The following is a 24,659-nucleotide window of genomic DNA, read 5'->3' on the forward strand; positions in this document are numbered from 1 at the left end:
ACAGGGACATGGCCGAGGACGCGAGGGACATGAAGGGCGCGGGGAACGTGCGGGGTGCGGGGGACGTGAACGGTGCGGGGGACGTGAGGGGCGCGGCCGACCCCGTCCTGGTCGAGATCGTCGAGGGGACGCTCGCGTCGGTGGAGATGGAGGTGGAGACGGCCATCGCCCGTACCGCCCGCTCGCCCATGATCCGCGACGCCCACGACTTCCGCGCCGGCATCCACGACGTACGGCTGCGCAAGCTGACCGGCAGGTCCTACTCGGCGCTGGTCCAGCCGATCGTCAGGGACTTCCCGGTCGCCGAGATGAACCCCGGCGACGTGTTCTTCCACAACGACGTCTACCTGTCCGAGGGCGGCATCGGGCACCTGCCCGACCTGTGCGTGACCGTGCCGGTCTTCCACGACGGCGAGGTGGTCGCGTTCGTGCAGGCGTTCGGCCACCACGACGACATCGGCGGCGCGGTGCCCGGCTCCATGCCGAGCAACGCGCGCAGCGTGTTCGAGGAGGGGCTGATGGTCCCGCCGATCAAGCTCTGGGACCGGGGCGTGCCCAACCGGGCGGCTCTGACGATCATGACCAGGAACTCCCGGATGCCCGACTCGCTCGCCGGGGACCTGGACGCCGAGTGCTCGGCCTGCCTGATGGGCGCGCGCCGGCTGGCGGAGCTGTTCGACCGGTACGGGCGCGAGGCGGTCGAGGCGTGCTTCGACGCGATCGTCTCCGGCACCACCGAGACCTTCCGCAGGGAGCTGCTCGCCAAGATCCCCGAGGGCACGCACGTGTGGGAGGACTACGCCGAGCACGACGGCGTCGACCCGCCCCGCCTGCACACCCAGCGGATGACCCTCGTCGTCGACCACTCGGCCCCCGCGCCGCTGGTGATCGACTTCACCGGGACCTCGCCGCAGGCCAAGGGGCCGATCAACCACGCGGGCGACTACGCCGACGGGGTGTTCCTGAAGAAGTGGCTGGCCCCGATCCTGCGGAACCTGGCCGACACCCCCGAGCGGATGGCCGAACTGGACGTCAACGAGGGGGTGGTGCCGCTCATCGAGATGCGCTTCCCCGGCAAGGGCACCCTGCTCACGCCGGTCTTCCCGGCCCCCACCAACGCCCGCACGTTCGTGATCCTGCGCCTGCTGGGCGTGCTCGCCGGGGTGCTGGCCAAGGCCACCGGCGGGCGGATGCCCGCCGACCAGGAGACCATCCGCTACACCGGCGTGTACGGGGAGGACTCCGACGGCACCCCCTACCTGATGCGCGAGGTGCTCGGCGGCGGCTCCGGCGGCCGGTGGTACGCCGACGGGGAGGACACCATCCACGTCGTGCCCGACTCGCGCAACATCCCGGTGGAGTTCGCCGAGTCCCGCTGGCCCTTCCGGGTGGAGCGGCTCGGCCTGGCCCGCGACTCCGGCGGCCCGGGCCTCTACCGGGGCGGGCTGGGCTACGACAAGCACCTGCGGATGCTCCGCGACGCCTCGTTCATGTCCATCGCCGACCGCTCGATCCTGTCCTGCTGGGGTGTCAACGGAGGCCGGGCCGGGAGCCCCTTCACGGTGGAGATCGAGGGCAGGCCGATGGAGGGCCTGGTGGACGACTCACCGGTCCGCGCCGGAGAGGTCGTCCGGGTGCGCACCACGGGCGGTGGCGGCTGGGGTTGCCCGCTGGACCGCGACCCCGCGCTGGTGGCCGCCGACGTCCGCGACGGCAAGGTCTCGCCCGAGGGCGCCCGCGACGACTACGGCGTGATCCTGACGGGGGCCGCCGACGCCCCCCGGACGGACGTTCCCCGGGCCGCCGGTCTCCAGGCGGACGGCCCGCGGGCGGACGGCCCGCGGGCGGACGGCCCGCGGGTGGACGTCGAGGCCACCGAGGCGCGCCGTGCCGAGCTGCGCGCCCTCCTGGCGGCGAACCCGCCCTTCTTCGACCGGGGGCCGGGCTTTCCGTCCCTGTCGGGCGGCCTGCCGCACGCCGAGGTGGACCACCTCTGATCGCGGCCGGCGCGGCGCTCCCGGCGTCGCCGGTGCCGCGCCCTCCGCCGTCGGCCGGTCACGCGCCCCCCGGTGGCGCGTGACCGGATGGCGGCGTGCGACCGGATGACGCCGGCCAGGGGGGCCGATCGAGGAAATGCCGGTGGTGCGGTGCCGGTTCGCGAGTGGTGCGAGGAGGTGCTACGCTGAACTCAGTTGCGGTTGTGGTACCCATGAAACTTTGTGTGCACCTGACGGATAACCCTTCAGGTGCATTTTGTTTTCCCGGTCATCTCCGGATGGGCTCATCGCGGCGACGCGGGATTCGCGAGGTGCGGATTCCGGCTCTGCCACCTATCGAAGGAGATCGAGATGGCAACGGGAACTGTGAAGTGGTTCAACGCTGAAAAGGGCTTCGGCTTCATCGAGCAGGACGGCGGCGGCGCCGACGTCTTCGCTCACTACTCCAACATCGCGGCGCAGGGCTACCGTGAGCTCCAGGAAGGCCAGAAGGTCTCCTTCGACGTCACGCAGGGCCAGAAGGGCCCGCAGGCCGAGAACATCGTTCCCGCCTGACGTAGCACGCGCATCACGGGCCGGGGCCCGCACCTTCCGAGGTGCGGGCCCCGGCTCGTCTCGTCTCCGCCCCGGGTTCGTCGTCCCGACGCGTGCCCGCACCGGATCGGCCCTCCTCCTCACGCCCCCGGGGCCGTCTCCCCGGCGGCGTCGGCTCCGGGCCGCCTCCTCGCGTCCCCCGGGCGCGCCTTCCCGCCCGTGTCCGCTCCGGTTACGCCCCCGTCGAGCCCGATCTCCCCCCGGACGCCTGCCGGGTGACGTCATGAGAGATCATGGGATTCCCGCGCCCGGGTACCGTGGCCGGTGGTCTCATGACAGGCGGCCGGGGAGCGACGAGCCCTCCCCGGGCCCGGTCACCACGCACCGGAGGTTGATCTTGCAGGGAGCACTCGGCGACATCGTCGTCCTCGACCTCTCCCGCGCGCTCGCGGGCCCGCACGCCGCGCAGATGCTCGGGGACCTGGGAGCCCGGGTGATCAAGGTGGAGCATCCCGGGGGAGGGGACGAGTCGCGCGGCTGGGGCCCGCCCTTCGTCGGCCCCGACGGCGACATCTCCACCTACTTCCTGGCGGCCAACCGCAACAAGCGGTCGATCGCCGTCGATCTCAAGTCCGCCGAGGGCAGGACGCTGATCGAGCGCCTGGTACGGCAGAGCGACGTCCTGGTGGAGAACTTCCGCACCGGCGTGCTGGACCGGCTGGGCTTCCCCGTGGAGCGGCTGCACGAGCTCAACCCCCGCCTGGTCATCCTGTCGATCACCGGCTTCGGCCACGACGGCCCCGAGGGCGGCAGGCCCGGCTACGACCAGATCGCGCAGGGCGAGGCCGGGCTGATGAGCCTCACCGGCCCCTCGCCCGAGGAGCCGTACCGGGTGGGCGCCTCGATCGCGGACCTGCTCGGCGGCATCCACGGCGCGTACGGCGTGGTCGCCGCGCTCTACGAGCGGGAGCGGACCGGGCGGGGCAAGGTGGTGCGGACCTCGCTGCTGGCCGCGGTGACCGGGGTGCACTCCTACCACGGCACGGCCTGGACGGTCGGCGGCAAGGTCCCCGGGGCGGGCGGCAACCACCACGCCTCCATCGCCCCCTACGGGGCCTTCCGCTGCGCGGACGGCATGATCCAGATCGCGGCGGCCAACGACGCGCAGTGGCGCAAGGTCGCCGCCCTGCTGGACATCGATCCGAATATCACGAAATATGCGATCAACAGGGAAAGATTCGCGCATCGGGACGAGCTGATCGCCGACATGGAGAAGGTGCTCGCCACACGGGACAGGGCCCACTGGCTGGCCGCGCTCGGCGAGGCCGGCGTGCCCGCCGGGGCCATCAGGTCCATCGACGAGGTCTACGCCTGGGAGCAGACCCGCTCCCAGGGCCTGATCGTCGAGGTCGACCACCCGGTGCTCGGCGCCATCGAGCTGCCCGGGCCGCCGCTGCGCTTCGACGGCGACCCGCCCCTGCGCCACACCGCCCCGCCCGCGCTCGGCGAGCACGACGAAGAGGTCCTCGCGTGGCTGGAGGAGCGCGAACGATGAGGCGACCGCGGACCCCGGGACGGCGGCCCCGGACGCCGTCGTCCCCGAGCCTTCCCGTGCCTTCCGGTGCCGCCCCGGGGAGTGCGGGCACGGCCCCGGCACGGTCCGGCTCGGGTGACCGGGGAGCGCGGCCGTGACCCCGGCGCGGCCCGACGCGCGCACGCTGATCGACACCTTCCTCGACCCGGGGACGTGGTCGTCGTGGGACACCGCGCCCGCCGACCCGGCGCCGGAGGGCTCGGACTACGCCGCGGAGCTGGCCGCGACCCGGGCCAGGACGGGGTACGACGAGTCGGTCGTCTCGGGGGAGGGGCTGCTCGACGGGCGCCGGGTGGCGGTGATCGCGTGCGAGTTCTCCTTCCTGGCCGGTTCGATCGGGGTGGCCGCGGCCGAGCGGCTCACCGCCGCGATCGAGCGGGCCACCGCCGAGCGGCTCCCGCTGCTGGCCGCCCCCGCCTCCGGCGGCACCCGGATGCAGGAGGGGGCGATGGCCTTCGTGCAGATGGTGAAGATCACCGCCGCGGTGGCGGCGCACCGAGCCGCGGGCCTGCCGTACGTGGTCTACCTGCGCCACCCCACCACCGGCGGGGTCTTCGCCTCCTGGGGGTCGCTCGGGCACGTGACCGCGGCCGAGCCGGGCGCGCTGATCGGCTTCCTCGGCCCGAGGGTGTTCGAGGCGCTGCACGGCTACCCGTTCCCCGAGGGCGTCCAGGTCTCCGAGAACCTCTTCGCGCACGGGCTGGTCGACGCGGTCGTGTCGGCCGAGGACGCCCGGCGGATCGCCGCACGGGCGCTCGCCGTGCTCTGCGCCCCCCGCCGGGGGCTGGACCCCGGGCCCGACCCCGACGAGCGGATCCCGCCGATCCAGGCGTGGGACGCGATCGGCCGCTCCCGCCGGGACGACCGCCCCGGCGTGCGGGCGCTGCTCAAGCTCGGCGCCCACGAGGTGACCCCGCTCAACGGCACCGGCGTGGGTGAGAACGATCCGGGGCTGATCCTCGCGCTGGCCAGGTTCGGCCGGGCCCCGGCGATCGTGCTCGGCCAGGACCGCAGGCGCCAGCGGATCGACGCCCCGCTCGGCCCGGCCGGGCTCCGGGTCGCAAGAAGGGGCATGCGCCTGGCCTCCGAACTGGGACTGCCGCTGGTGACCGTGATCGACACCGCCGGGGCCGCGCTCTCCAAGGCGGCCGAGGAGGGCGGCCTGGCCGCCGAGATCGCCCGCTCCGTGGCCGACCTGGTGATGCTCGACGCGCCGACCGTCTGCCTGCTGCTGGGGGAGGGCGCCGGCGGCGCCGCCCTCGCGTTGCTGGCCGCCGACCGGGTGCTCTGCGCCCAGCACGGCTGGCTGTCGCCGCTCTCCCCGGAGGGCGCCTCGGCGTTGCTGTACCGCAGCGTCGACTTCGCCCCGGAGATCGCCGCCGCCCAGGGGGTGATCTCCACCGACCTGCGCCGGGACGGCCTCGTCGACCGGATCATCCCGGAGTCGCCGGACGCCGCCTACGAGCCCGAGGCGTTCTGCCGCCGCCTGGCGCGCACCCTGGAGTACGAGATCGCCGGGCTGCTCGCCCAGGAGCCCGGCGACCGCCTCGCCGCCCGGCTGGCGCGCTACCGCGCCCTCGGCCTCCCGGGAGGAGACGGCCGGCAGGCCGGATAGGGGACCGATCCGCGCGTGTCGCTCAGGGGGACAGGACGGCGCGGCAGGTCCGCAGGACGAGGGCGTCGACCAGAGGGGGCGGCGCCTGCCCGGCGGCGAGGTGGCGGCGCACGGCGCCGTAGGGGACGTCGACCAGGGCGAACACCAGCCGTTCCCGCCCGGAGGGGACAGAGGGATCGGAGGGGACAAAGGGATCGGGGAGGCCGGAGGGGCCGGGGAGCCCGGGGGTGGCGGGGAGTTCGGGAGCGCCGCCGGCGGCCGCCGTCAGGGCGCCCGCCGTCCTCGCGTCGAGGGCGGCCAGTTCCTCGCCCAGTTCGGCGGGCCAGCGCGCGACCAGGTCCGCCGGGCGGTGGAGCAGGAGCACGCGGGCCTCGGCGAGGTGCTCGCGGCACCAGCGGGGCGTGTGGACCGCCGCGCGCTCCAGGTCTCCCGCGGCCAGGGCGTCGAGGAACCCCTCCTGGAAGCGCTGGACGCAGCGGATCCAGAGCCGGGCCAGCAGCAGGTCGCGGGAGGGGAAGCGATGGTAGATCGAGCCGACCGGCGCTCCCAGGCGCGCCGCGATCGCCGCCACCGTGGCCCCCGCCACCCCCTCCCGCGCCACGGTCTCCAGCGCGGCGTCGAGGATCCGCTCCTCGGTGAACCTGGCCTGTCTTCCCACGACCGTCCTCCCATGATATTAGTGAACGCATTCTAGAATACTTTCACTAAAACGGAGGCGCCATGTTCCCACTGGTCAAGGATCTCTATCGCGCCCTGCGGGAGCGCGACGTCGACTCCCTCACCCGGTTGCTGCACCCGGACTTCGAGGGCCACGTCGCCCCGGGCATGCCGTGCGGCGTGGGTGGCGCGCACCACGGCCCCGAGTCGATGATCTTCGAGGTGTGGGGGAGGGTGGCCCGCGCCTACGACACCGCCCCGTACGACGAGACCTATCGGGAGACCGCCGACGGCGACGTCCTCGTCACCGGCCACTACCGGGGGACGGCCCTGGCCACCGGCCGCTCCTACGAGGCCGAGTTCGCCCACCTGTGGCGGGTCGGCGACGGGAGGCTCGTCTCCCTGCACCAGTACACCGACACCGCCAGATGGCACGAGGCCCTGCTCCCGGCCTGAGGGGCGCCGGACGGTGTGATCGGCGCGACCGCGACCGCGACCGCGACCGCGACCGCGACCGCGTGAGCGGTGCCGGCGGCGTGAGAGGCTCGAGAGGGCGGGTCAGGCGGGCGGGACGGTGATCACGATCTTCGAGCGGGCGCGCTCCTCGGCGAAGTGCCGCGGCGCCTCGGGCGCCTCGTGCAGCGGGTACGTCCTCTCCACCGCGGGGACGACCTTCCCCGAATCGACGAGCTCGGTGAGCTCGTCGAGCAGCTTCCCGCTCGACGCCGCGAGGAGCACCGGCATCCGCTGCCGGACGAAGGGCGAGAGCGCGGACGCCCGCAGGATGCGTCCCATCGGCCCGAGCAGGCGCCCGCCGCTCGAACCGGAGAGCACGAGCGTTGTCTTGCGGAACTCGTGGGCGCTCGCCGGCACACCGATGATCAGGATCGTGGCCAGCAGGCAGACGCCCAGGACGAGCACCGTCCCGGGCCAGGTCGCGGTGTCGACCGCGGCGAGGTACATCAGGACCGCTCCTTGGGGACGGGACCCGTGGACGGATCCGCTCGGGTGAGGGTCTCGACCGCCTCGGCCAGCGCCGAGGCGGTCAGCCGCAGATCGAAATCCGCGACCTCGTAGTACTTCATGGATTTGCCGTCCTCGGAGAGTTCGAGGCTGCCGACGATCAGTCCGGCGGCCTCCAGCCGTTGCAGGTGCATGTGGAGGAGAGGACGGCTCACGCCGATCTCGCGGGCGAGGTGGCTCACGTAGTCACGGCCTTCGGCCAGCTTCGCGATGACACGCAGCCGTAGGGGATTGGCCAGCGCGCCCAGAATCTCGACCAGCTCGTCGCCGGTGGGTCGAGCCCTTGTCATGGGGTTCCTTCACCTATAAGAATTTTCTTACATGTGAAACATTGGCATGCACGTCCTCGGGAACCGCAAGGGCTCCGGGAGCGGCGCGGGCGGCGGGTGTGAGGCTGTGCGTGAGGCGGGCCGGGCATGAAGAGGGCGCCGCGCGAGGGTGCCGGACGCGAACGGGGCGGGACGCGAACGGGGCGAGGCACAAGGGAGCCGGGCGCGAGGGGCTGGGCATGCGAAGACCCGGGGCCCGAGGCGTCACGGCGCTCGAGCCCCGGGTCGGGGGTCGGGGGTCGGGAGGGCCTGCTACGGCTCCGGGTCGGCCGGGGTCAGGGGGACCGGCAGGCGTTCGATCCGGACGGAGAAGACCTCGTCGCGGGGGACGACGACCTCGTACGCGCCGTGGTCGACCATCCAGTACCCCAGCGCCTCGGCCTTCATCCCGCTGTGCCCGGTGTAGGCGATGTGCAGGTTCTCCTCGCCGTTCTCCTCGGAGACGTCCAGGACCAGGCAGGGCTCGCCGCCGAACGCGCCGACCGTGCGGACCAGCACCAGCCACTCCAGGTCCTCGCGGGCCACCGTCAGCCGCCAGTAGCCCGAGGCCGCCTCGAAGCCGGCCTTGGCCTCCTCGCTGAACAGCACCACCTCGGAACTCCCCGGGCCGAGGGCCGCGGCGTACGTCCGGCCCCGGTGACGGGCGGCGAACCCCGAGGCCACCGGCTCGATCTCGGCGCTCATGAGGCGGGCCGCCAGCTCAGGCCGTCGTACAGGCCGAACAGGCGCTCCTCGCCCGGCGTCACGTGGATGATCTCGGCTCCCGCGGGGATCGGCATCGGGGTGGTGTGGAACTGCGGCACCACGTGCTCGCGCGAGGTGGTGAAGCCGTTCCCCGCGAAAGGCGGTGAATCGTTCCAGTCACCTCCCATGTGCGGGCCGTAGGGGACGATGTAGGCGTCCATGTCACGGGCGAACCAGCGCATCAGGTAGATCTCCGGGACCGTGGCGTTCAGCTCCGAGCCCTCGAACCCCAGGTCGAGGCCCGCGAAGAGCTGCGCGGGGGTGGTCAGCCGCGCGCAGTCCTGAACCCGGTACACGTACCCCGAGATCACGGTGCGTCTGCCGGCCAGATAGGGCACGAGCAGCCGAGGCGGTATGACCTTCTGCATCTGCGTTCTACGCCCAGGTGGCTCACTCACGCTCGGCATTTTACGATCCGCCGACCTGGAGCCGCCGGTGTTCCAGGCACGGCAGGGCATTCCGGGTGGCAATCGTGATCTGAGAGTCGATTTCGCACGTCTGGACGCCGGGCGAGGACCCCAGGTCGGTGCGGACCACCCCCATCGGATCGACCAGCATGCTCCGCCCGATCCCGAAACCGTCGCGGGCCTCGGGGTTCGGCGCCTGGCCCACGGCCGCCACCCAGGTGGTGTTCTCCAGGGCCCGCGCCCTGACCAGGGTGGTCCAGTGCTCCTCCTTCATCGGCCCGGAACCCCAGGCGGCGATCACCGCGAACACCTCGGCCCCGGCGTCGACCAGGGCCCGGGTCAGCTCGGGGAAGCGGATGTCGTAGCAGGTGACCAGGCCGACGCGCAGGCCGGCCAGCTCCACCACGACCGGCGTGTCGCCCGGCGCGACCAGGTCGGACTCGCGGGCGCCGAAGGAGTCGAACAGGTGGATCTTCCGGTAGGCCGCCTCGATCGACCCCGAGGGGCCGATGGCGACCGCGGTGTTGTGGACCCGGCCCTCGCCGGGCTCGAACACCCCCGCGATCACCGACAGGCCGTGCTCCCGGGCCGACGCGGCCAGCCCGGTGACGAACGGCCCGTCCAGCGGCTGGGCGAGGTCGGTGATCCGCCTGCCGTACCGGGTGAGCGTCGCCTCCGGCAGGACGGCGAGCTCGGCGCCTCCCGCGGCGGCCTCTCCGAGGGCGTCGCGGGCGCGGCTCAGGTTGACGTCTGGATCCTCGGAGACGGGGATCTGGCACAGGGCGATGCGTGTCACGGGTGTGACCCTATCCGTCGGTTCGGCACGTGTTCCATCCACGTGAGACTCCGCCATACCCATTCCAGCGGCCCGTACCGGAACCGGGCCAGCCACGCCCGGCTGAACAGGATCTGGACCACCAGGACGGCGAGGGCGAACACCAGGCCGGTGACCCGGGTCGGGTCGGCGGTGAGCAGCGGCAGGGACAGCAGGATGACCGGGGTGCTCACCAGGTAGCTGGTCAGCGCCGTCCGGCCCAGCGGGGCCAGCACCGCCGTCAGTGCCCCGCGCGCCCGGGTCCGCAGCAGGAGCAGCACCCCGGTGCAGTAGGCCGTGGCCGTCGTCAGCCCGGCCGCCGGGTAGGTCCCCCGGTAGTACAGCGAGTAGTCACCGGAGCTGATCATCCACAGCGCGGTGAGGGCCGCGCCCAGCACCGCCGAGAACAGGAAGACCGGCAGCAGCAGCCGCCCGGACGGCGGCCTCCCCATCACGGCCGCGCCCAGCAGGAACAGCCCCGGGATGAGCACCACCCCGCCCCCGTGGTGCACGGCGTACCCGGTCAGGACGATCCCCAGCACCGCCATCGCGGGCGGCGGCAGGAGCGAGGCGGGCAGCAGCACCAGCGCGCCGAAGATCGCGTACGGCAGCAGGACCTCGCCGGGATTGACGAGCCAGTGGAGCGCGCCGATCACGGTGAGAACCGCCAGCCTGCGCAGCAGCACGATGCGCGGACCCCTCGTCCGCCCGGCCGCCGAGTTCAGGAACAGCACGAAGCTCAGCCCGAACAGGAACGAGAAGATCGGGTAGAACCTGCCCTGCAGCAGGTTCTCCACCCACAGGTCGACCGCGTTGCGCCCGGGATCGCCCAGGCGGCCGCGGGTGAGCTGCCAGGTGTTGACCAGCATGATCCCGCACACCGCGAAGCCGCGGAGCACGTCGAGGTCGGGGAGTCTTCGGGTCACGACAGACAGGCGTACCACTCCGGCATCGGGCGTGCATAGGGCTCCGGAGGCGCCGCGGGTGTTCCGGCCCGCCTCCCCGGCCTTCCCGACCTCCGTGACCTCCGTGACCTCCGTGACCTCCGTCGTCCCCGTGACCGCGACCTTCGTGGCGCCGACGGCTCCCGTGGTCCTCGTGGTCCTCGCGGCGCCCGAGGTCCCGGAGGCGCTCGCGGGCGTGTCGTCCGGCGGGCATATCATCGGATGCATCATGGCAGAGATGATCAAGGTATGACCGCGTCCGAGGTCCGTGTCCCGGCGGCGGGTTCCTTCCCGCCCGGTTTCCTGTGGGGGGTGGCCACCTCCGCCTACCAGATCGAGGGGGCCGTCGACGCCGACGGCCGGGGCCCGTCGATCTGGGACACCTTCGCCCGAGTGCCCGGCGCGGTCGCGGCGGGGGAGTCGGGCGACCCGGCCTGCGACCACCACCGCCGCTGGCCCGAGGACGTGGCGCTGCTGGCCGGTCTCGGCGTGGGCGCCTACCGCTTCTCGGTGGCCTGGCCGCGGGTCCTCCCCGAGGGCGGCGGCCGGGTCGAGCGCCGCGGGCTCGACTTCTACCGCCGCCTGGTGGACGCGCTGCGCGAGCGCGACATCGTGCCGTTCGTCACCCTCTACCACTGGGACCTGCCCCAGGCGCTGGAGGACCGCGGCGGCTGGCGGGTCCGCGACACCGCCGAGCGCTTCGCCGACTACGCCGCGACCGTGCACGAGGCCCTCGACGGCGTGCCGTACTGGACCACGCTGAACGAGCCGTACTGCTCCTCGATCACCGGGTACGCCGAGGGCCGCCACGCGCCAGGCGCCAGAGAGGGGCACGGCGCCCTGGCCGCGGCGCACCACCTGCTCGTCGGGCACGGTCTCGCCGTCGCGCGCCTGCGCGAGAACGCCCGGCCGGGCGAGCGGGTCGGCGTCACCCTCAACATGTCGCCGGGCGTGCCCGCGAGCCCGTCCCCCGAGGACGCCGCCGCGGCCCGCCGGATGGACCTGATGGTCAACCGGCAGTTCACCGAGCCGCTGCTCGGCGGCGCCTACCCCGCCGACATGGCCGAGGTCTACGGGGAGATCACCGACTTCTCGTTCCGCCGCGACGGCGACCTGGAGCTCGTCTCGGCCCCGCTGGACTTCCTCGGGGTGAACTACTACTACCCGATCCACGCCGCCGCGGCCCCGTACGCCCAGCCCGACCCGGCGCTGCGCTCGGCCTACGACATCGGGGTGCGCACGGTCATGCCGGACGGTCCGCGCACCAGCGGGCTCGGCTGGCGGATCGAGCCGCGCGGCCTGCGCGACACCCTCACCGGGCTCGCCGCCCGCTTCCCCGGGCTGCCGCCGATCCTCGTCACCGAGAACGGCTACGGAGACGCCGGCGAGCTGGACGACACCGGCCGCGTCGCCTACCTGGCCGAGCACCTGGCCGCCGTCGCCGACGCCGTCGCCGAGGGGGTGGACGTGCGCGGCTACTTCTGCTGGTCGCTGCTGGACAACTACGAGTGGGCCCGGGGGTACGCCGCCCGCTTCGGCCTGGTGCACGTCGACTACGCCACCCAGGCCCGCACCCCGAAGACGAGCTACGGCTGGTACCGGGACGTCGTCACCGGCCGGGGGGCGCTCCCAGCCGTTCCATGACGCGGGCGATCACGATCTTCTGGGCGGGGTTCAGGGCGTCGCGCATGTACTGGTCGAAGAGCCCGTACAGCTTCCCGTCCAGGAGGTTGTCGCGTCCGTCCGGCCAGGTGAGCTCGGCGACGAGCGCCCCCATCCGCTCGGCGAAGTCGTCGGCGAGACGGCCGACGACCGCCGGGTCCGCGTCGGCCTCCAGCCGGTCGAAGCGCCGGGCGAGTTCCGTCACCACCTCGATGGTCCCGGGCGCGGCGATGCGCTCGTAGAACCCGGTCAGGTGCGGGACGCCCTCCTCGCCGAGCAGATGGGCGAGCAGGACGGACTGGTCCCGGTCGATCCTGTTCATGGCCGGCGAGGCGCCCGCCAGGGCGAAGGTCTCGAAGAAGCGGGCGAGCTCCGGGGGCACGTCGGGGGAGGCGCGGTGCTCGCGGATCACCCCCAGGAGGGTCCGCTGCCGGGTGAGCCGGGCGATCTGGGCGTCGAGTTCGCGCTCCAGGTCGCCCAGCAGGTCGTCGTGGTCCTCCTCCTCGGAGTCCAGGACGCCCGCCACCCGGTCGAGGGGGAGGCCGAGCGCGGCCAGCCGCTTGATGCGCAGCAGCCGGATCAGGTCGTGGATCGTGTACCGCCGGTACCCGCTCGGGTCGCGCTCGGGCTCGGGCAGGATGCCGATCCGGTGGTAGTGGCGCAGCGTGCGGACCGTCACGTCCGCGAGCGAGGCCAGGTCGCTACTGCGCATGCCCGGTCATCTCCCGTCCCGTGTCCCGCGCGTCTCCCGTTCCGGGTACGTCGTCCACTTCGTCCGTGCCGCGTACGCCCTGTCCGTTCCTTCTGTCAAGGTTACGCAGGGCGGGAGCGCGGAGCGCCACCAGCACGGCGACGGCCCAGACGACGCCCATGGTGGCTCCCGCGGCGGTCAGGCCGCCGAACTGGGCGATGAGCGCGGCGGCGAGGATCCCCACCGGACCCGTGATCATCATGAGGGAGTTCTGCGTCCCCATGACGCGGCCGAGCACGCCGTCGGGGATTCTTTCGATCATGAGGACCCCGAGCAGGCTGCCGAACAGTCCCGAGGAGAAGCCCAGCGCGAAAGCCCCGGCGAAGACGACCCACATCGAGGGAAGGGCCGAGATCACGCCGACGCCCACGGCGGTGCCCAGCATCCCGGTCGTGAACCAGGCCCGGCGCGGCCCCCGCGTCCCCAGGGCGGCGTAGAGGCCGCTGCCCACGAGGGTTCCCGCCGCCATCGCGGTGAGCACGAAACCGAGCATCTCCGGGCGGTCGATCAACGTGAAGTGCGCGGGCAGGACGATCCCCTGAAGCGCGACGATCACGGCGACCATGACGAGGTTGAGCATCGTGACCGTGAGCAGGAACCGGTCGCGCCGGAACAGCACCCGCCAGCCCTCCCTCAGCTGCTCCCGGCCCGACGAGGGCGCCGAACCGGTCCCGGCGGGGATCGCGCCCATGTCCCTGGGGATCAGAAGGGTGAGCATCGCCGCGGCGGACGAGGTGCCGGCCGTGATCCACAGCACCATGGAACCGTCGAACAGGACCAGCAGGCTCCCGGCCGCGGCCGGCCCGATCACCATGACCAGCGCGCCGAGACTCTCCCTGACGCCCATGAGCCGCTCCGCGGAGACCCCGCCGACGCGCACGATCGCGGGCAGGAGCGCCTCGCGGGCCGTCATCCCCGGCACGTCGCCGATCGCGCCGACGACGCCGAAGAGGATGAACCAGCCCAGGTTCAGGCCGGTCACGAGATCGACGACGGGCAGGGCGGCGAGCGACGCGGCGGAGATCAGGTCGGTGATCACCGACGACGTGCGCCGGTTGATCCGGTCGATCACCACTCCCATGACCAGGCCCGCGGCGAACGCCGGCACCGCGGTGGCGGCCGAGAGGATCCCGGCGGACAGGACGCTCCCCGTCGTCTGCAGCACGATCAGGGGCAGGGCGACCGCGGCGATCGAGTTTCCCAGCAGGGACAGGACGTAGGAGGCCAGGTAGATCAGGGGAACGCGTCTCATGCGGCCAGTGAAAACCATGACGTTACGTCCGGGGCAAGTGCCGGAACCGGGACGGCACGACCGGCCGGGACCCGCGCGAACCCGAAGGCGCCCCCTCGCCCCGGCGGACGGTGAGGCGGGTGGAGCCTCTGGGTGACGGCGCGTATGCTCCCGGCCACGGCGCCGCGGTGACACCGGCTCCTGCCGGCGACCGGAGGCGTGGCCATGACATCGCGGTTCGCCGACGAGCAGGCCGACGCCCTCAGGCGGCGGGCCGGGACAGAGGGGCGAAGCGTGCGGCAGGTGGTGCTGTCCGCCGTGGACGAATACCTGGCACGTCGTTCCGGCGACGAGGAGGTCGACCGGCTCGCGATCGAGGTCGCTCGCCGGTGGAGGCCCCTTCTCGACCGGCTCGCCGGGTGATCCGCCGGTCAGCCGCCGGCGAGGGCCTTTCTCAGTTTGGGGGCGAGGGCGGCCGTGAACGTCTTCGCGTCCTGGCATCCCTTGCGCCCCAGCGCCCAGCAGCTCAGCAGTTCGTGGACCTCGGTGCGGAAGACCCGGCTGAACTGGCTGTAGTAGGGGGAGGACGGCCGGGGCCTGGCCCGGGTCAGGGCGCGCAGCAGCGTGTCGGGCGGCACGCCCTCGGCCTCGGGCTCGGGGGTGGTCCCACCTCTCGCCTCGGGTCCCGTACCGGATCCGGTCCCCGAGGCGGGTGAGGACGCCGACGCGGACGCCGACGCGGACGGGGACGCCGCGACGGGGGCGCCGGGGCCGGGCGGCGCGGTCGTGGGCGCCGGGCCGCCGCAGTCGGCCCTGACCTCCTCGTACAGCGCGGACACCCTGGCCGGGGCGAACCCGCCGCACTGGTAGAGCAGCACGGCCGCCTCGCGGCCGGTGAGCGCCGCCACCAGGCGCTGGGCCAGTGCGTGCCGGGGGGTGTGCCGGGAGACGGCGAGGTACTGCCCGCCCAGCACGCCCTGCCAGGGCAGCGCGGTCGCCTCGAAACCGATCCCGCCGGAGCTTCGCTCCCCGGACAGCACCTCGTGGGCCGACGGCCAGTGCCGCAGGAACAGGGCGCGTCCCTCGCGGAAGGTGTTCAGCGACTCCGCCTCCTTGACGTCCAGGGTCGCGCCGGAGATCACGCCGCCGGTGACCGCCGCGATGAGCCCGGCGACGGCCTTCACCCCCGCCCCGTCGGCGATCGCGACCCGGCCGCCGGCGTCGACCACCTCCCCGCCCCCGGCCCAGATCGCCTCCAGCGCGTTGACCGTCAGGCCCTCGTAGGAGGCGAACTGCCCGGCCAGGCCGAGGTCTCCCCGGGAGGCGCCCGAGCGCCGGGCCGTGGCGAGGACGGTCATGTCATGCCAGCTCAACGGTCTGCGCACGTCGGAGCGGCGGTAGAGCAGGCCGACGTCGGTGTTGAACGGCACCGCGTACCGGACCCCCTTCCAGGTGCCCGCGGACCAGACCTCGGACAGGAAGTCGTTGGTCCCCCCGTGCGTGCCGGCGTCGATCGGGCGCAGGTATCCCGCCTCGGCGAACTCCGGGATCCACTGGATGTCGAGGTTGAACACGTCGTAGTGGCCCGCCCTGGACTGGGCGGCCGAGATCATCGCGCTGCGCTGCTCGTCGGCGACCGAGGAGATCGCCACGAAGCACGCCCGGGGCCTGCCGGGAACGCCGTTCCACACGGCCTCCAGCGCCTGCTCGCGGACGCCTCCGGAGACGTCGGCCCCGGTGGCGATGCGCAGCACGCAGCCGCCCGCCGAGGGGCCGGGGGGCGGCACCGGCGGGCCGCTCGCCACCAGGCAGAGCAGGCACAGGACCACTGTCAGCAGGCGGCTCATCCGGTGGCCGCCCGGAGCTCGTTGAAGGCGTCGTCCAGCGTCTGCTCCGGATCGTTGCTCACGTCGTGGCAGGACATCAGTTCCCTGTCGCGCAACTCCGGCAGCGGGGGCGTGTCGCAGCCGTGCAGGTCGAAGGAGAGCATCACCAGCCGGACGCCGTCACGTCCCCTCAGGTCGTCCGCGGTCAGCCCGCCGGGGTTGCCGCCGTCGGTGAGCACGAGCACGATCCGCCGATCCCGCGGGTCGCCGGTCCTCTGCATCCGGGTGAGGACCTCCCGCAGGACGGGACGCATCGCGGGGTCGGGACGCGAACCGGCACGGTAGTCCTCCAGGACCGTGCCCAGCTCGTCGGCGAGGGCCTTCCCGCCGTCGAGGACCGGGACGAGGTCGGCGGCGTGGCCGTCACCGGGGAAGAACGTCTCGATCCCGGTGGTCAGGTCGCCGCCCCGGGAGGTGACGACGAGCTGGGCCAGCTGGATCGCCGCCTCCAGCCGCGAGCGGCCGTCGTTCACCTTGTTGCGCGCCATCGAGCCCGAGACGTCGACCAGGACGAGCACGTGCTCGCCGAGCGGGGCCCGCAGCCCGTGCAGCAGGGCCAGCACGTCCGGTTTCCAGTCCGCCACCGGCGCCTCGGGTCTCAGCCAGGAGGTCCGCTTGGGCAGCCTGTCGAGGGCCAGGCGGCCGCCCTCGTCCCGGAAACCGTAGCGGGGCAGGATCTCCCGCAGCGCGTCGCAGAACTCCTCGACGGTCCGCTTGATCACGGCGGGGCGTTTCAGGTCGGGCCACTTCTTGGAGACGCAGGCGTACCGCATGGCGTGACCGCCCGCCGGGTAGACGGCCGTCAGCGGGGGCTCGTTCGGCACGGAGGCCCGCCAGGTGACCGGTGACGGCGGCCCGCCGGGCGTGGCCGGGTCCGCGCAGCCGCCCGGCGCCGGTCCGGCGCCCGACAGGCCGAGGTTGAGCTCGTGGAGCTGCTGCTCCGTCAGCAGCATCGGGGACGCCTCGCGGGATCCGGCGTACCGGCACATCATGTCGCGGGCGTCGTCGCTCAGCCGCACCTTCGCCGAGAGGTCCTCGTCGGGCAGGGGCGCGGCGGCGGCGGCCATCAGGCCCACGTTGGAGGCGCGGGGATGGGTGCGCAGCACCTGCAGGCGGCTGCCGCTCTTCCCTCGCAGCAGGGAGGCCCACTCCCGCCCGCCCGGGCGCCAGTCGCCCTGGGTGAGGTCGTCGGCGAGGGCCGGGGAGGCGGCGATGACGAGCGGGGAGGTCGCCACGATCGTCCGCTCGCCGAACGTCCGCCCCTCGGCGGGGCTCTCGTCCCTGCGCACGTAGTCGATCTCCTCGGCGAAGTCGGCGATCCACCCGTCGGGCCGGGCGCCCGGTGCCTGCCTGGCGGTCCGCTCCGAGGCCGGCTGGACGGGGAAGGTCCAGTCCCTCAGCCGTTCGCGCGCCTCACCGGCCCGCAGGCCGCTGACGGTGATGTTCACCTGGCGGCACCCCCACCAGTCGACCTTCCCCGCCATGAACTCCCCGGCGGCCCGCCGGATGACCGGGGCGGTCTCGTCGGAGGCCAGCAGGGTGATCTCGTCGGGGATCTGGCAGGTCCGCCACGGCTCGTCCTTGGGGACCACGGCCAGCACGACGAGGATCGTGATCAGGACGCCGGCCGCGAGGAGCCGCCAGACGTTCCTCTGCGCGCCGCGGAAGAGGGACACCAGCAGGCCGCTGGTCCACCCGGGGAAGGCGCGGCGCAGCCAGACGGCGTTCCGGAGCAGCAGGCCCGGGAAAATGGTCAGCGCCGTCAGCGCGAGAATTCCTCCGACGAGAACCAGCTTCGAGGCCGTGGAAACGGAAAGGGCGAGAAGAACGAGAAGCGTCTGGACGAGGGCGTTGGAGAAAGCCGTCACGAGCTGCCAGGCGCGTTCCGTCGACCCGGTGCCGTCCGCCGGAGGGCGGGGCTCCGTGGTCCTCTCGCTCTGCACCATCTCTGTGTCGTCTCCGCAGGTGGTCCACCCGTGCCTTCGCGCTCACCCTACGTCGGTTCCTCACCGTACGGCCGACTTCCTGTGATCTACGAAAAGAGGCGGCCCTCGCCGGTGATTTCCGGCCGACCGTATTTCGGGAGGCGGAAATGCGGGGGCGTCGGGCCGGACATTTCACGGGCATCCGGAGGACATTCGGCGGGTATTCGGGAGGCGGAGGTGAATCGACGTTTCACCGGACGGGCATTCGTTTCCGGCGGCCCCGGCGGTCCTGGCGGCCCCGGGGGTCCTGATGGTCCCGGCCGGGCGGCACGCCGGGACCCGGGTTCGGAGCGACCGGTGCCCGTGAGGGCACCGTTCGCGGGCGTCAGGGCCGGGGGGAGTCCCGGCGCCAGCTCCTGCTCCAGCCGCGCTCGGAACGGCCCCCGGCCGCCGCCCGGCACCTCGGGCAGACCCGCCGTATCTCCTCGGCGGCGCCCCCCGACTCCGGGAACACGTCCGTCCACGGGACGTGGTGGAACCGCAGCAGCCGGGACCGGCTCAGCGCCAGGCCGCACAGCGTCTGGTTCGTTCCCGGCCGCCAGGCGTGGGCCTCGCCCGCCGGCATCCGCGTGCCCTCCTCGTCCCTCCACTCGCCCGAAGCCGCGACCGAGGGTTCGCCACGTGCCCGCATGGCCTTTCTCCTCTCCGTGTCCACTCCCCCTGCCCGCGGGGCAGGCGTCATGCCCCACGGGGACGGAAAATCCCGTGCCGGGGTTCCTCCCCCGCGGACGGCACGGACCAGCCCGGCCGTCTCCGCGTGGTCCCGGCCGTCTCCGCGTGGTCCCGGCCCCCTCCGCGCGTCCCGGATCGCCGCCGCGTGGCCCCGGTGCGACCTTCGCGGACCTTTCGCGGACCTTCGCCGGTCCTCCTCACCCGGGCCCCGGGGCGGGACGGGGACTACGCTGGAGCGCGTGAATGACCCTCTGGTGGCGCGGATGCGCGGGTTCGGCACGACCATCTTCGCCGAGATGTCGGCGCTGGCCGCGCGGACGGGATCGATCAACCTGGGACAGGGCTTCCCCGACACCGACGGACCGGCGGCCATGCTGGAGCGCGCGGTGTCGGCGATCCGGGAGGGCGCCAACCAGTACCCTCCGGGGCCGGGCGTCCCCGAGCTGCGCCGGGCCGTCTCCGAGCATCGCAAGGACCACTACGGCCTCGACTACGACCCCGACGGGGAGATCCTCGTCACGGTCGGTGCCACCGAGGCCATCGCCGCGACGGTCCTGGCGCTCTGCGAGCCCGGCGACGAGGTGATCGTCTTCGAGCCGTACTACGACTCCTACGCCGCCTCCGTCGCCCTCGCCGGGGCGGTGCTCCGCCCGGTCACCCTGCGCCCGGACCAGGGCCGCTTCACCTTCGACCCGGCCGAGCTGCGGGCCGCCGTGGGGCCGCGCACCCGGCTCGTCCTGGTCAACTCCCCGCACAATCCCACCGGGACGGTCTTCACCCGCGCCGAGCTGGAGGAGATCGCGGCGCTGTGCCGGGAGCACGACCTGACGGCCGTCACCGACGAGGTCTACGAGCACCTCACCTTCGACGGCGTCGAGCACATCCCGCCGGCCACCCTGCCGGGCATGCGCGAGCGCACCGTGATGATCTCCTCCGCGGGCAAGACGTTCTCGGTCACCGGCTGGAAGACCGGCTGGATCTGCGGCCCGGCCGACCTCGTCCGGGCCGTGCAGACGGTCAAGCAGTTCCTCACCTTCACCGCCGCCGCGCCATGGCAGCTCGCCGCGGCCCACGCGCTGCGCCACGAACTGGGCTGGGTCGCCTCGCTCCGGGCCGACCTGGAGTCCAAGCGCGACCGGCTGACCGCCGGGCTGTCGGCCGCGGGCTTCGAGGTGTACCGCCCGGCGGGGACCTACTTCGTGCAGACCGACATCCGCCCCCTCGGCTTCACCGACGGTCTCGCCCTGACCCGGGAGCTGCCGTCCCTGGCCGGGGTGGTCGCCATCCCGACCCAGGTCTTCTACGCCCGCCCCGAGCGCGGCAGCCACTTCGTGCGCTTCGCCTTCTGCAAGAAGGACGAGGTCATCGACGAGGCGGTGAGCCGCCTGACCAGGCTCGGCGGCGCCGGCGGCGGGGGAGGGTTCGACCCGGGGGACGCCGATCGGGCATCCTAGGAGGGACGCGACTGGCGGCAAGGGGATGGCATCAACCATCGGGGAGCTCGTCGTGGGAGTCGACCGCCTGGGCGCCCACGCCGAGAGGACGCGCATGTCCCGGTCCGTATCGAACGTTCCCACGCCCGGCGACGGGCACCCCGGCCACGACGAGCACCCCGCCCAGGGTGAGCACGGCGAGCGCCCCGGTCACGGCGAGCACGACGAGCACGGCGGCCGTCAGGCCCGGTTGCTTCCCGGCGGCCCGGTCGCGGAGCGGATCCTCGCCGACGTGGCCGCGCGGGCGGCCGCCCTGACCCGCGCGGGCGTCGTCCCGAGCCTGGCCACGGTCCTGGTCGGCGACGACGACGCCAGCGCCGGGTACATCCGCATCAAGCAGCGGCAGGCCGCCGAGCTCGGCTTCGCCTCGCCGCACGAGCACCTGCCCGCCGACGCCACGCAGGCGGACCTGCACGCGGTCATCGCCGCCTTCAACGACGATCCCGCGGTGCACGGCCTGCTCGTGCAGCACCCCGTTCCCCGTCACCTCGACTACGACCGGGCGCTCCAGGTGATGGACCCGGACAAGGACGTCGACGGCATGCACCCGCTCAACATCGGGCGGCTGGCGCTGGAGCTGCCCGGCCCGCTGCCGTGCACCCCCGCCGGGATCGAGGCGCTGCTGGCCTTCCACGACGTCCCGGTCGCCGGGAGGGAGGTGGTCGTCCTCGGGCGCGGCGCCACGCTCGGACGTCCCCTCTCGATCCTCCTGGCGCAGAAGCGCCCCACGGCCAACGCGGCCGTCACCGTCGTGCACACCGGGGTGAGCGACTGGCCCCGCTACACCCTCCGGGCCGACGTCCTGGTGGCCGCCGCCGGGGTTCCCGGCATCGTCAGGCCCGAGCACGTCAAGCCCGGCGCCGTGGTCGTCGGCGGTGGCGTGCGCTACGAGGGCAGGCGGCTGCTGCCCGACGTCGACGAGTCCTGCGCCCGGGTGGCCGGGGCCATCACCCCCAGGGTCGGCGGGGTCGGTCCCACCACGGTCGCGATGCTGTTCCGCAACGCGATCACGGCGGCCGAGCGCGCCGCGGGCTCCCCGGGCGGTTCGGAGGCGGCCCGGCCCGGGGACTCCCCGCAGGGCGGCGTCCGCTAGCGATCCGTCTCTCCGGCGGCCGCCCCCGGGACGCCGGCGTGTCGCGACACCGTGTCGCGACACCGTGTCGCCGCCCCGGAACCGATCCCACTGCGTGTACCTTCTGCTCCGGAGAGTGACGGCCACGCGCTCCCGTGGGAGCGGTACGCGCGCCGCCGGGCGGTCCGGGTGGGGTTCGTCCGGTCGCGCCGCTCTCCGCCCCGTACCGCGAAGGAGGTCGCGGGGGCTCACGGGGATTCGTACTCGAAGAAGGGGGAGCATCGGCGATGCGACGGAGAGTGAAGCTGTCGGCGACGGTGGCGGCGATCGTGCTGGGGTGCTCGGCGTTCGTTCCGGCCTCGGCGCCCGTCATGGACTCCGGTGCGGCCTGGGGGCCGATCCGCAGCCACCAGAACTGGCGCTGCCTGGACGCCGACCTGGGGACCATCGGGCCGAACGGCACCAAGGTGCAGTTGTGGGGCTGCAACGGCTGGGACAACCAGTCCTGGAGCTACGACGTCTCCAGCCACACGATCCACAGCCGGGAGAACGGCCGGTGCCTGGACGCCGATCTCGGGACGATCAACGCCAACGGCACCAAGGTGCAGCTGTGGGACTGCAACGGCTGGACCAACCAGAAGTGGATCTACGACGCGACCAGTCACACGATCTACAGCATGCACAACGGCCGGTGCCTGGACGCCGATCTCGGGACGATCAACGCCAACGGCACCAAGGTGCAGCTGTGGGACTGCAACGGCTGGGCCAACCAGAAATGGACCCTCTGAGGGGCGTGCCGCCCCTGCGGCGCGAGGGGACGAGAAGGCCCGGGACCGGCCGGAGAGCGGGACCGGCCCCGGGCGGACGATGGACCGCCGGACGATGGACCGCCGGACGCCGGCGGTGTGGCGCGGGACGGTGGAACCCCCGGAGGGGCCTCCGGGGGGTCAGTCGCCGGAGGGGACCGCCGGGGCGGACGGGCCGGTGCCCGGCGCCGGCGTGGCGGTCCCGGCCGAGCGCAGCGGGATCTCCTTGACCATCAGGGCGGCCACCGCGGCGAGCAGGGCGATCGGGACGCCGACCAGGAAGACCGCGCTCATCGCCCGGGTGAAGGCCTCCAGGATGATCTCCAGGAGCGGGGCGGGGAGGGCGTGGATGGCGTCCGGGGAACCGAGGCTGGGGACGCCCCCGCCGGTCAGCGGCAGCTTCGCCTCCCTGGCGAGGGAGATCAGCTCGGCGCTGAGCCGGTTGGACAGGATCGCGCCGAAGGCCGCGACGCCCACCGCGCCGCCCAGGGAGCGGAAGAACGACACGCCGGAGGTGGTCGAGGCCAGGTCGCTCCGGCTCGCCGCGTTCTGCGCGGCCAGGATCAGGATCTGCATGGAGGCGCCGAGGCCGACGCCGAGCACCACGTTGTCGACGCCGCCGACGATCAGCGAGCTGTCGACGTGCAGCCGGGAGAGCAGGAACAGGCCGAGCGCGACCAGCACCATGCCGACGACGGGGAAGATCTTCCACCGGCCGGTCCTGGTGACGAACCGGCCGACCAGGATCGAGGAGACGAGCAGGCCGAGCACCAGCGGCAGGGTCATCAGGCCCGAGCCGGTGGGGCTCATGCCCTTGACGATCTGCAGGTACTGCGGCAGGAACATCAGCGCGCCGAACATCGACGCGCCGACCAGCAGGGAGGCGGCGGAGGTGAGCACGAACGTGCGGTCGCGGAACATGTGGGGCGGCAGGATCGGGTCGGTCGCCTTGCGCTCGGCGAGGACCGCCAGACCGAACATCGCCACGCTGAGCCCGCCCAGGACGTAGGTCCAGGAGGAGTTCCAGTCGAACTCCTGGCCGCCCAGGGAGAGGAGCAGCATCAAGGCGGTGGTGCCGCCGGTGATGAAGGTCGCGCCCCACCAGTCGACCTTGGTGTCGCGGCGGGTGAACGGCAGCTTCAGTACCCTCTGGATGACGACGAACGCCACCAGGGCCAGCGGCACGCAGATCCAGAACGTCCAGCGCCAGGACATGTTGTCCACGATGAACCCGCCGAGCAGCGGCCCGGCCACGGTCGAGACGCCGAAGACCGCGCCGATGTAGCCGGAGTAGCGGCCCCGCTCACGGGGTTCCACCACGTCGCCGAGGATGATCTGGGGCAGTGCGGCCAGGCCGCCGGCGCCGATGCCCTGGATCGCGCGGGCCGCGATGAGCTGGCCCATGTCCTGGGAGAAGCCCGCCGCGATGGAGGAGAGCGCGAAGACGACCAGGGAGACCTGGAACATGAGCTTGCGGCCGTAGAGGTCGGAGAGCTTGCCCCAGATCGGCGTGGAGGCCGTCATGGTCAGCAGGGTCGCGCTGGCCACCCAGGCGAGCTGGTCCTGACCGCCGAGCGTGCCGACGATGGTCGGCAACGCGGTTCCCACCACGGACGTCGAGATCATCGACGTCAGCATGGCGAGCATCAGGCCGGCCAGGATCTCCAGCACCTGCCTGTGCGTGAAACGCGGTGCCGCCTCGGCCTGGACCTGTTGTTCGGTCAGCATGAACCGTCCCCCAATGCATGTACAGTACACATGAAGTTAGTAGACGCTTGTTTACCCGTCAAATCTGGAAGGATCGGTCAGGTGGACGAGACACGGCAGCGCGACAGGGAGGGCACCAGGCGTCGCATCCTGGAGGCCGCCCGCCGCCTCTTCGCCGACCTGGGCTACGACCAGGTGACGATGCGGTTGATCTCCGCCGAGGCGGGCGCCAACATCGCTCTGATCAACCGCTACTTCGGGAGCAAGCGGGAGCTCTTCGCGGAGGTGCTCGCGATGCAGGGGCGCTTCCCCGGCATCCTGGACGGCCCGCAGGACGAGCTTCCCCGCCGGCTGGCCGAGTACGTGGCCGAACGGCTCTTCTCGGACCAGGGGAGCCCGGTGGTGGCGGCGCTCATCAGGTCGTCGGGCTGCCCGGAGATCCACGAGATCATCCGTGACCGGGTCGGCACGGCGATCCTCCAGCCGCTGGCCGCGCTGCTCCCCGGGCCGGACGCGGTGTTCCGGGCGACGATCGCCACCGCCCTGATCACCGGGACCGGGACGATGCGCCAGCTCTACGGCCCCGACGCCGTGGGGACCCCCGACCGGGAGGCCGTGATCGCCCGGCTCACCGTCGTCTTCGAGGCCTGCCTGGCGGTCCCGGCACCGGTGGCCTGAGGCATGGTCACGGCGGTCCGGGGCACGGTCACGGTGGCCTGAGGCGCGGTCGCACGGG

The 24,659-nt window shown here is 73.0% G+C and carries 25 protein-coding genes; 12 read left to right on the plus strand and 13 right to left on the minus strand.

The window, feature by feature from the left end; all coding sequences use genetic code 11:
• Positions 1–8: 8 nt before the first annotated feature.
• The 4 genes from AB0G16_RS09410 to AB0G16_RS09425 all read left to right on the plus strand — a co-directional run bounded on the left by AB0G16_RS09410 (position 9) and on the right by AB0G16_RS09425 (position 5,740).
• On the plus strand, positions 9–1,997 hold the full coding sequence (locus AB0G16_RS09410) for a hydantoinase B/oxoprolinase family protein (RefSeq protein WP_362801218.1): 1,989 nt from the start codon (positions 9–11) through the stop codon (positions 1,995–1,997).
• Positions 1,998–2,348: 351 nt separating this feature from the next.
• The gene (locus AB0G16_RS09415) at positions 2,349–2,552 is read left to right on the plus strand and encodes a cold-shock protein (protein ID WP_049562746.1); all 204 of its coding nucleotides are present in this window, start codon (positions 2,349–2,351) and stop codon (positions 2,550–2,552) included.
• 376 nt (positions 2,553–2,928) lie between these two features.
• Positions 2,929–4,086, plus strand: coding sequence for a CoA transferase (locus AB0G16_RS09420; protein ID WP_362801221.1), 1,158 nt, complete (start codon positions 2,929–2,931; stop codon positions 4,084–4,086).
• A 133-nt stretch (positions 4,087–4,219) separates the two neighbouring features.
• Entirely contained in the window at positions 4,220–5,740 is a 1,521-nt protein-coding gene (locus AB0G16_RS09425; protein WP_362801224.1) for a carboxyl transferase domain-containing protein, read from the plus strand.
• 22 nt (positions 5,741–5,762) lie between these two features.
• On the opposite strand, the gene AB0G16_RS09430 is transcribed toward AB0G16_RS09425, so the two are convergent.
• On the minus strand, positions 5,763–6,398 hold the full coding sequence (locus AB0G16_RS09430; RefSeq protein WP_362801227.1) for a TetR/AcrR family transcriptional regulator: 636 nt from the start codon (positions 6,396–6,398) through the stop codon (positions 5,763–5,765).
• A gap of 62 nt (positions 6,399–6,460) precedes the next feature.
• On the opposite strand from AB0G16_RS09430, the gene AB0G16_RS09435 reads away from it, so the two are divergent.
• The gene (locus tag AB0G16_RS09435; RefSeq protein WP_362801230.1) at positions 6,461–6,853 is read left to right on the plus strand and encodes a nuclear transport factor 2 family protein; all 393 of its coding nucleotides are present in this window, start codon (positions 6,461–6,463) and stop codon (positions 6,851–6,853) included.
• A 102-nt stretch (positions 6,854–6,955) separates the two neighbouring features.
• Here the strand turns inward: AB0G16_RS09435 and AB0G16_RS09440 are convergent, their stop codons facing one another.
• The 6 genes from AB0G16_RS09440 to AB0G16_RS09465 form a co-directional block, all read right to left on the minus strand.
• The gene (locus AB0G16_RS09440; protein WP_362801233.1) at positions 6,956–7,360 is read right to left on the minus strand and encodes a zinc-binding dehydrogenase; all 405 of its coding nucleotides are present in this window, start codon (positions 7,358–7,360) and stop codon (positions 6,956–6,958) included.
• Positions 7,360–7,710: a winged helix-turn-helix domain-containing protein gene (locus AB0G16_RS09445; RefSeq protein ID WP_362801236.1), complete on the minus strand. Its 351-nt coding sequence runs from the start codon at positions 7,708–7,710 to the stop codon at positions 7,360–7,362. The genes AB0G16_RS09440 and AB0G16_RS09445 overlap by 1 nt, the downstream gene beginning before the upstream one ends.
• A gap of 291 nt (positions 7,711–8,001) precedes the next feature.
• Positions 8,002–8,433 (minus strand): hypothetical protein, encoded by a 432-nt coding sequence (locus tag AB0G16_RS09450; protein ID WP_362801239.1) that lies wholly within the window; start codon positions 8,431–8,433, stop codon positions 8,002–8,004.
• Positions 8,430–8,861, minus strand: coding sequence for a hypothetical protein (locus tag AB0G16_RS09455; RefSeq protein WP_362801242.1), 432 nt, complete (start codon positions 8,859–8,861; stop codon positions 8,430–8,432). Before AB0G16_RS09455 ends, AB0G16_RS09450 begins: the two co-directional genes overlap by 4 nt.
• Positions 8,862–8,901: 40 nt before the next feature.
• Entirely contained in the window at positions 8,902–9,696 is a 795-nt protein-coding gene (locus AB0G16_RS09460; RefSeq protein WP_362801245.1) for a carbon-nitrogen hydrolase family protein, read from the minus strand.
• Positions 9,693–10,640 (minus strand): DUF418 domain-containing protein, encoded by a 948-nt coding sequence (locus AB0G16_RS09465; protein WP_362801248.1) that lies wholly within the window; start codon positions 10,638–10,640, stop codon positions 9,693–9,695. The genes AB0G16_RS09460 and AB0G16_RS09465 overlap by 4 nt, the downstream gene beginning before the upstream one ends.
• 130 nt (positions 10,641–10,770) lie before the next feature.
• Here AB0G16_RS09465 and AB0G16_RS09470 point away from each other — a divergent pair, with 130 nt between their 5' ends.
• Together AB0G16_RS09470 and AB0G16_RS09475 are read left to right on the plus strand one after the other, a co-directional pair.
• Positions 10,771–10,911, plus strand: coding sequence for a hypothetical protein (locus tag AB0G16_RS09470; RefSeq protein WP_362801251.1), 141 nt, complete (start codon positions 10,771–10,773; stop codon positions 10,909–10,911).
• The gene (locus tag AB0G16_RS09475; protein ID WP_362801253.1) at positions 10,908–12,302 is read left to right on the plus strand and encodes a GH1 family beta-glucosidase; all 1,395 of its coding nucleotides are present in this window, start codon (positions 10,908–10,910) and stop codon (positions 12,300–12,302) included. The genes AB0G16_RS09470 and AB0G16_RS09475 overlap by 4 nt, the downstream gene beginning before the upstream one ends.
• On the opposite strand, the gene AB0G16_RS09480 is transcribed toward AB0G16_RS09475, so the two are convergent.
• Complete coding sequence (locus AB0G16_RS09480) at positions 12,268–13,032, minus strand: MerR family transcriptional regulator (protein ID WP_362801256.1); 765 nt, start codon at positions 13,030–13,032, stop codon at positions 12,268–12,270. The genes AB0G16_RS09475 and AB0G16_RS09480 overlap by 35 nt on opposite strands.
• Positions 13,022–14,323 carry an MFS transporter gene (locus tag AB0G16_RS09485; RefSeq protein ID WP_362801259.1) on the minus strand — a complete coding sequence of 434 codons (1,302 nt, stop codon included), beginning with the start codon at positions 14,321–14,323 and terminating at the stop codon, positions 13,022–13,024. Before AB0G16_RS09485 ends, AB0G16_RS09480 begins: the two co-directional genes overlap by 11 nt.
• A gap of 204 nt (positions 14,324–14,527) precedes the next feature.
• On the opposite strand from AB0G16_RS09485, the gene AB0G16_RS09490 reads away from it, so the two are divergent.
• Positions 14,528–14,725 carry a CopG family transcriptional regulator gene (locus tag AB0G16_RS09490; protein ID WP_362801262.1) on the plus strand — a complete coding sequence of 66 codons (198 nt, stop codon included), beginning with the start codon at positions 14,528–14,530 and terminating at the stop codon, positions 14,723–14,725.
• A gap of 8 nt (positions 14,726–14,733) precedes the next feature.
• On the opposite strand, the gene AB0G16_RS09495 is transcribed toward AB0G16_RS09490, so the two are convergent.
• From AB0G16_RS09495 to AB0G16_RS09505, 3 genes are all read right to left on the minus strand, one after another.
• Complete coding sequence (locus tag AB0G16_RS09495) at positions 14,734–16,149, minus strand: extracellular solute-binding protein (protein ID WP_362801264.1); 1,416 nt, start codon at positions 16,147–16,149, stop codon at positions 14,734–14,736.
• Positions 16,146–18,134, minus strand: coding sequence for a VWA domain-containing protein (locus AB0G16_RS09500; protein ID WP_362801267.1), 1,989 nt, complete (start codon positions 18,132–18,134; stop codon positions 16,146–16,148). The genes AB0G16_RS09495 and AB0G16_RS09500 overlap by 4 nt, the downstream gene beginning before the upstream one ends.
• A gap of 364 nt (positions 18,135–18,498) precedes the next feature.
• The gene (locus AB0G16_RS09505; protein WP_362801270.1) at positions 18,499–18,804 is read right to left on the minus strand and encodes a hypothetical protein; all 306 of its coding nucleotides are present in this window, start codon (positions 18,802–18,804) and stop codon (positions 18,499–18,501) included.
• Between the two features lie 280 nt (positions 18,805–19,084).
• Here AB0G16_RS09505 and AB0G16_RS09510 point away from each other — a divergent pair, with 280 nt between their 5' ends.
• The 3 genes from AB0G16_RS09510 (at position 19,085) to AB0G16_RS09520 (ending at position 22,198) form a co-directional block, all read left to right on the plus strand.
• Positions 19,085–20,299: a pyridoxal phosphate-dependent aminotransferase gene (locus AB0G16_RS09510; RefSeq protein WP_362801272.1), complete on the plus strand. Its 1,215-nt coding sequence runs from the start codon at positions 19,085–19,087 to the stop codon at positions 20,297–20,299.
• A gap of 25 nt (positions 20,300–20,324) precedes the next feature.
• Positions 20,325–21,431, plus strand: coding sequence for a tetrahydrofolate dehydrogenase/cyclohydrolase catalytic domain-containing protein (locus tag AB0G16_RS09515; RefSeq protein ID WP_362801275.1), 1,107 nt, complete (start codon positions 20,325–20,327; stop codon positions 21,429–21,431).
• Positions 21,432–21,697: 266 nt separating this feature from the next.
• Positions 21,698–22,198 carry an RICIN domain-containing protein gene (locus tag AB0G16_RS09520; protein ID WP_362801278.1) on the plus strand — a complete coding sequence of 167 codons (501 nt, stop codon included), beginning with the start codon at positions 21,698–21,700 and terminating at the stop codon, positions 22,196–22,198.
• Positions 22,199–22,357: 159 nt separating this feature from the next.
• Here the strand turns inward: AB0G16_RS09520 and AB0G16_RS09525 are convergent, their stop codons facing one another.
• Positions 22,358–23,944, minus strand: a complete 1,587-nt coding sequence (locus tag AB0G16_RS09525; RefSeq protein ID WP_362801280.1) for an MDR family MFS transporter — start codon at positions 23,942–23,944, stop codon at positions 22,358–22,360.
• 81 nt (positions 23,945–24,025) lie between these two features.
• Here AB0G16_RS09525 and AB0G16_RS09530 point away from each other — a divergent pair, with 81 nt between their 5' ends.
• Complete coding sequence (locus AB0G16_RS09530; protein WP_362801283.1) at positions 24,026–24,601, plus strand: TetR family transcriptional regulator; 576 nt, start codon at positions 24,026–24,028, stop codon at positions 24,599–24,601.
• Positions 24,602–24,659 lie beyond the last annotated feature (58 nt).

This window comes from Streptosporangium sp. NPDC023615 (genome assembly GCF_040640155.1).
Lineage (GTDB): Bacteria > Actinomycetota > Actinomycetes > Streptosporangiales > Streptosporangiaceae > Streptosporangium.

Excerpts from the sequence above, each read along its gene's own strand:
- AB0G16_RS09505 (WP_362801270.1), bottom strand. The coding sequence starts at position 18,804 with ATGCGGGCACGTGGCGAACCCTCGGTCGCGGCTTCGGGCGAGTGGAGG.
- AB0G16_RS09415 (WP_049562746.1), top strand. The coding sequence starts at position 2,349 with ATGGCAACGGGAACTGTGAAGTGGTTCAACGCTGAAAAGGGCTTCGGC.
- AB0G16_RS09445 (WP_362801236.1), bottom strand. The coding sequence starts at position 7,710 with ATGACAAGGGCTCGACCCACCGGCGACGAGCTGGTCGAGATTCTGGGC.
- AB0G16_RS09490 (WP_362801262.1), top strand. The coding sequence starts at position 14,528 with ATGACATCGCGGTTCGCCGACGAGCAGGCCGACGCCCTCAGGCGGCGG.
- AB0G16_RS09440 (WP_362801233.1), bottom strand. The coding sequence starts at position 7,360 with ATGTACCTCGCCGCGGTCGACACCGCGACCTGGCCCGGGACGGTGCTC.
- AB0G16_RS09450 (WP_362801239.1), bottom strand. The coding sequence starts at position 8,433 with ATGAGCGCCGAGATCGAGCCGGTGGCCTCGGGGTTCGCCGCCCGTCAC.
- AB0G16_RS09525 (WP_362801280.1), bottom strand. The coding sequence starts at position 23,944 with ATGCTGACCGAACAACAGGTCCAGGCCGAGGCGGCACCGCGTTTCACG.
- AB0G16_RS09455 (WP_362801242.1), bottom strand. The coding sequence starts at position 8,861 with ATGCAGAAGGTCATACCGCCTCGGCTGCTCGTGCCCTATCTGGCCGGC.
- AB0G16_RS09500 (WP_362801267.1), bottom strand. The coding sequence starts at position 18,134 with ATGGTGCAGAGCGAGAGGACCACGGAGCCCCGCCCTCCGGCGGACGGC.
- AB0G16_RS09520 (WP_362801278.1), top strand. The coding sequence starts at position 21,698 with ATGCGACGGAGAGTGAAGCTGTCGGCGACGGTGGCGGCGATCGTGCTG.
- AB0G16_RS09495 (WP_362801264.1), bottom strand. The coding sequence starts at position 16,149 with ATGAGCCGCCTGCTGACAGTGGTCCTGTGCCTGCTCTGCCTGGTGGCG.
- AB0G16_RS09410 (WP_362801218.1), top strand. The coding sequence starts at position 9 with ATGGCCGAGGACGCGAGGGACATGAAGGGCGCGGGGAACGTGCGGGGT.
- AB0G16_RS09485 (WP_362801259.1), bottom strand. The coding sequence starts at position 14,323 with ATGAGACGCGTTCCCCTGATCTACCTGGCCTCCTACGTCCTGTCCCTG.
- AB0G16_RS09515 (WP_362801275.1), top strand. The coding sequence starts at position 20,325 with ATGGCATCAACCATCGGGGAGCTCGTCGTGGGAGTCGACCGCCTGGGC.
- AB0G16_RS09480 (WP_362801256.1), bottom strand. The coding sequence starts at position 13,032 with ATGCGCAGTAGCGACCTGGCCTCGCTCGCGGACGTGACGGTCCGCACG.
- AB0G16_RS09475 (WP_362801253.1), top strand. The coding sequence starts at position 10,908 with ATGACCGCGTCCGAGGTCCGTGTCCCGGCGGCGGGTTCCTTCCCGCCC.
- AB0G16_RS09435 (WP_362801230.1), top strand. The coding sequence starts at position 6,461 with ATGTTCCCACTGGTCAAGGATCTCTATCGCGCCCTGCGGGAGCGCGAC.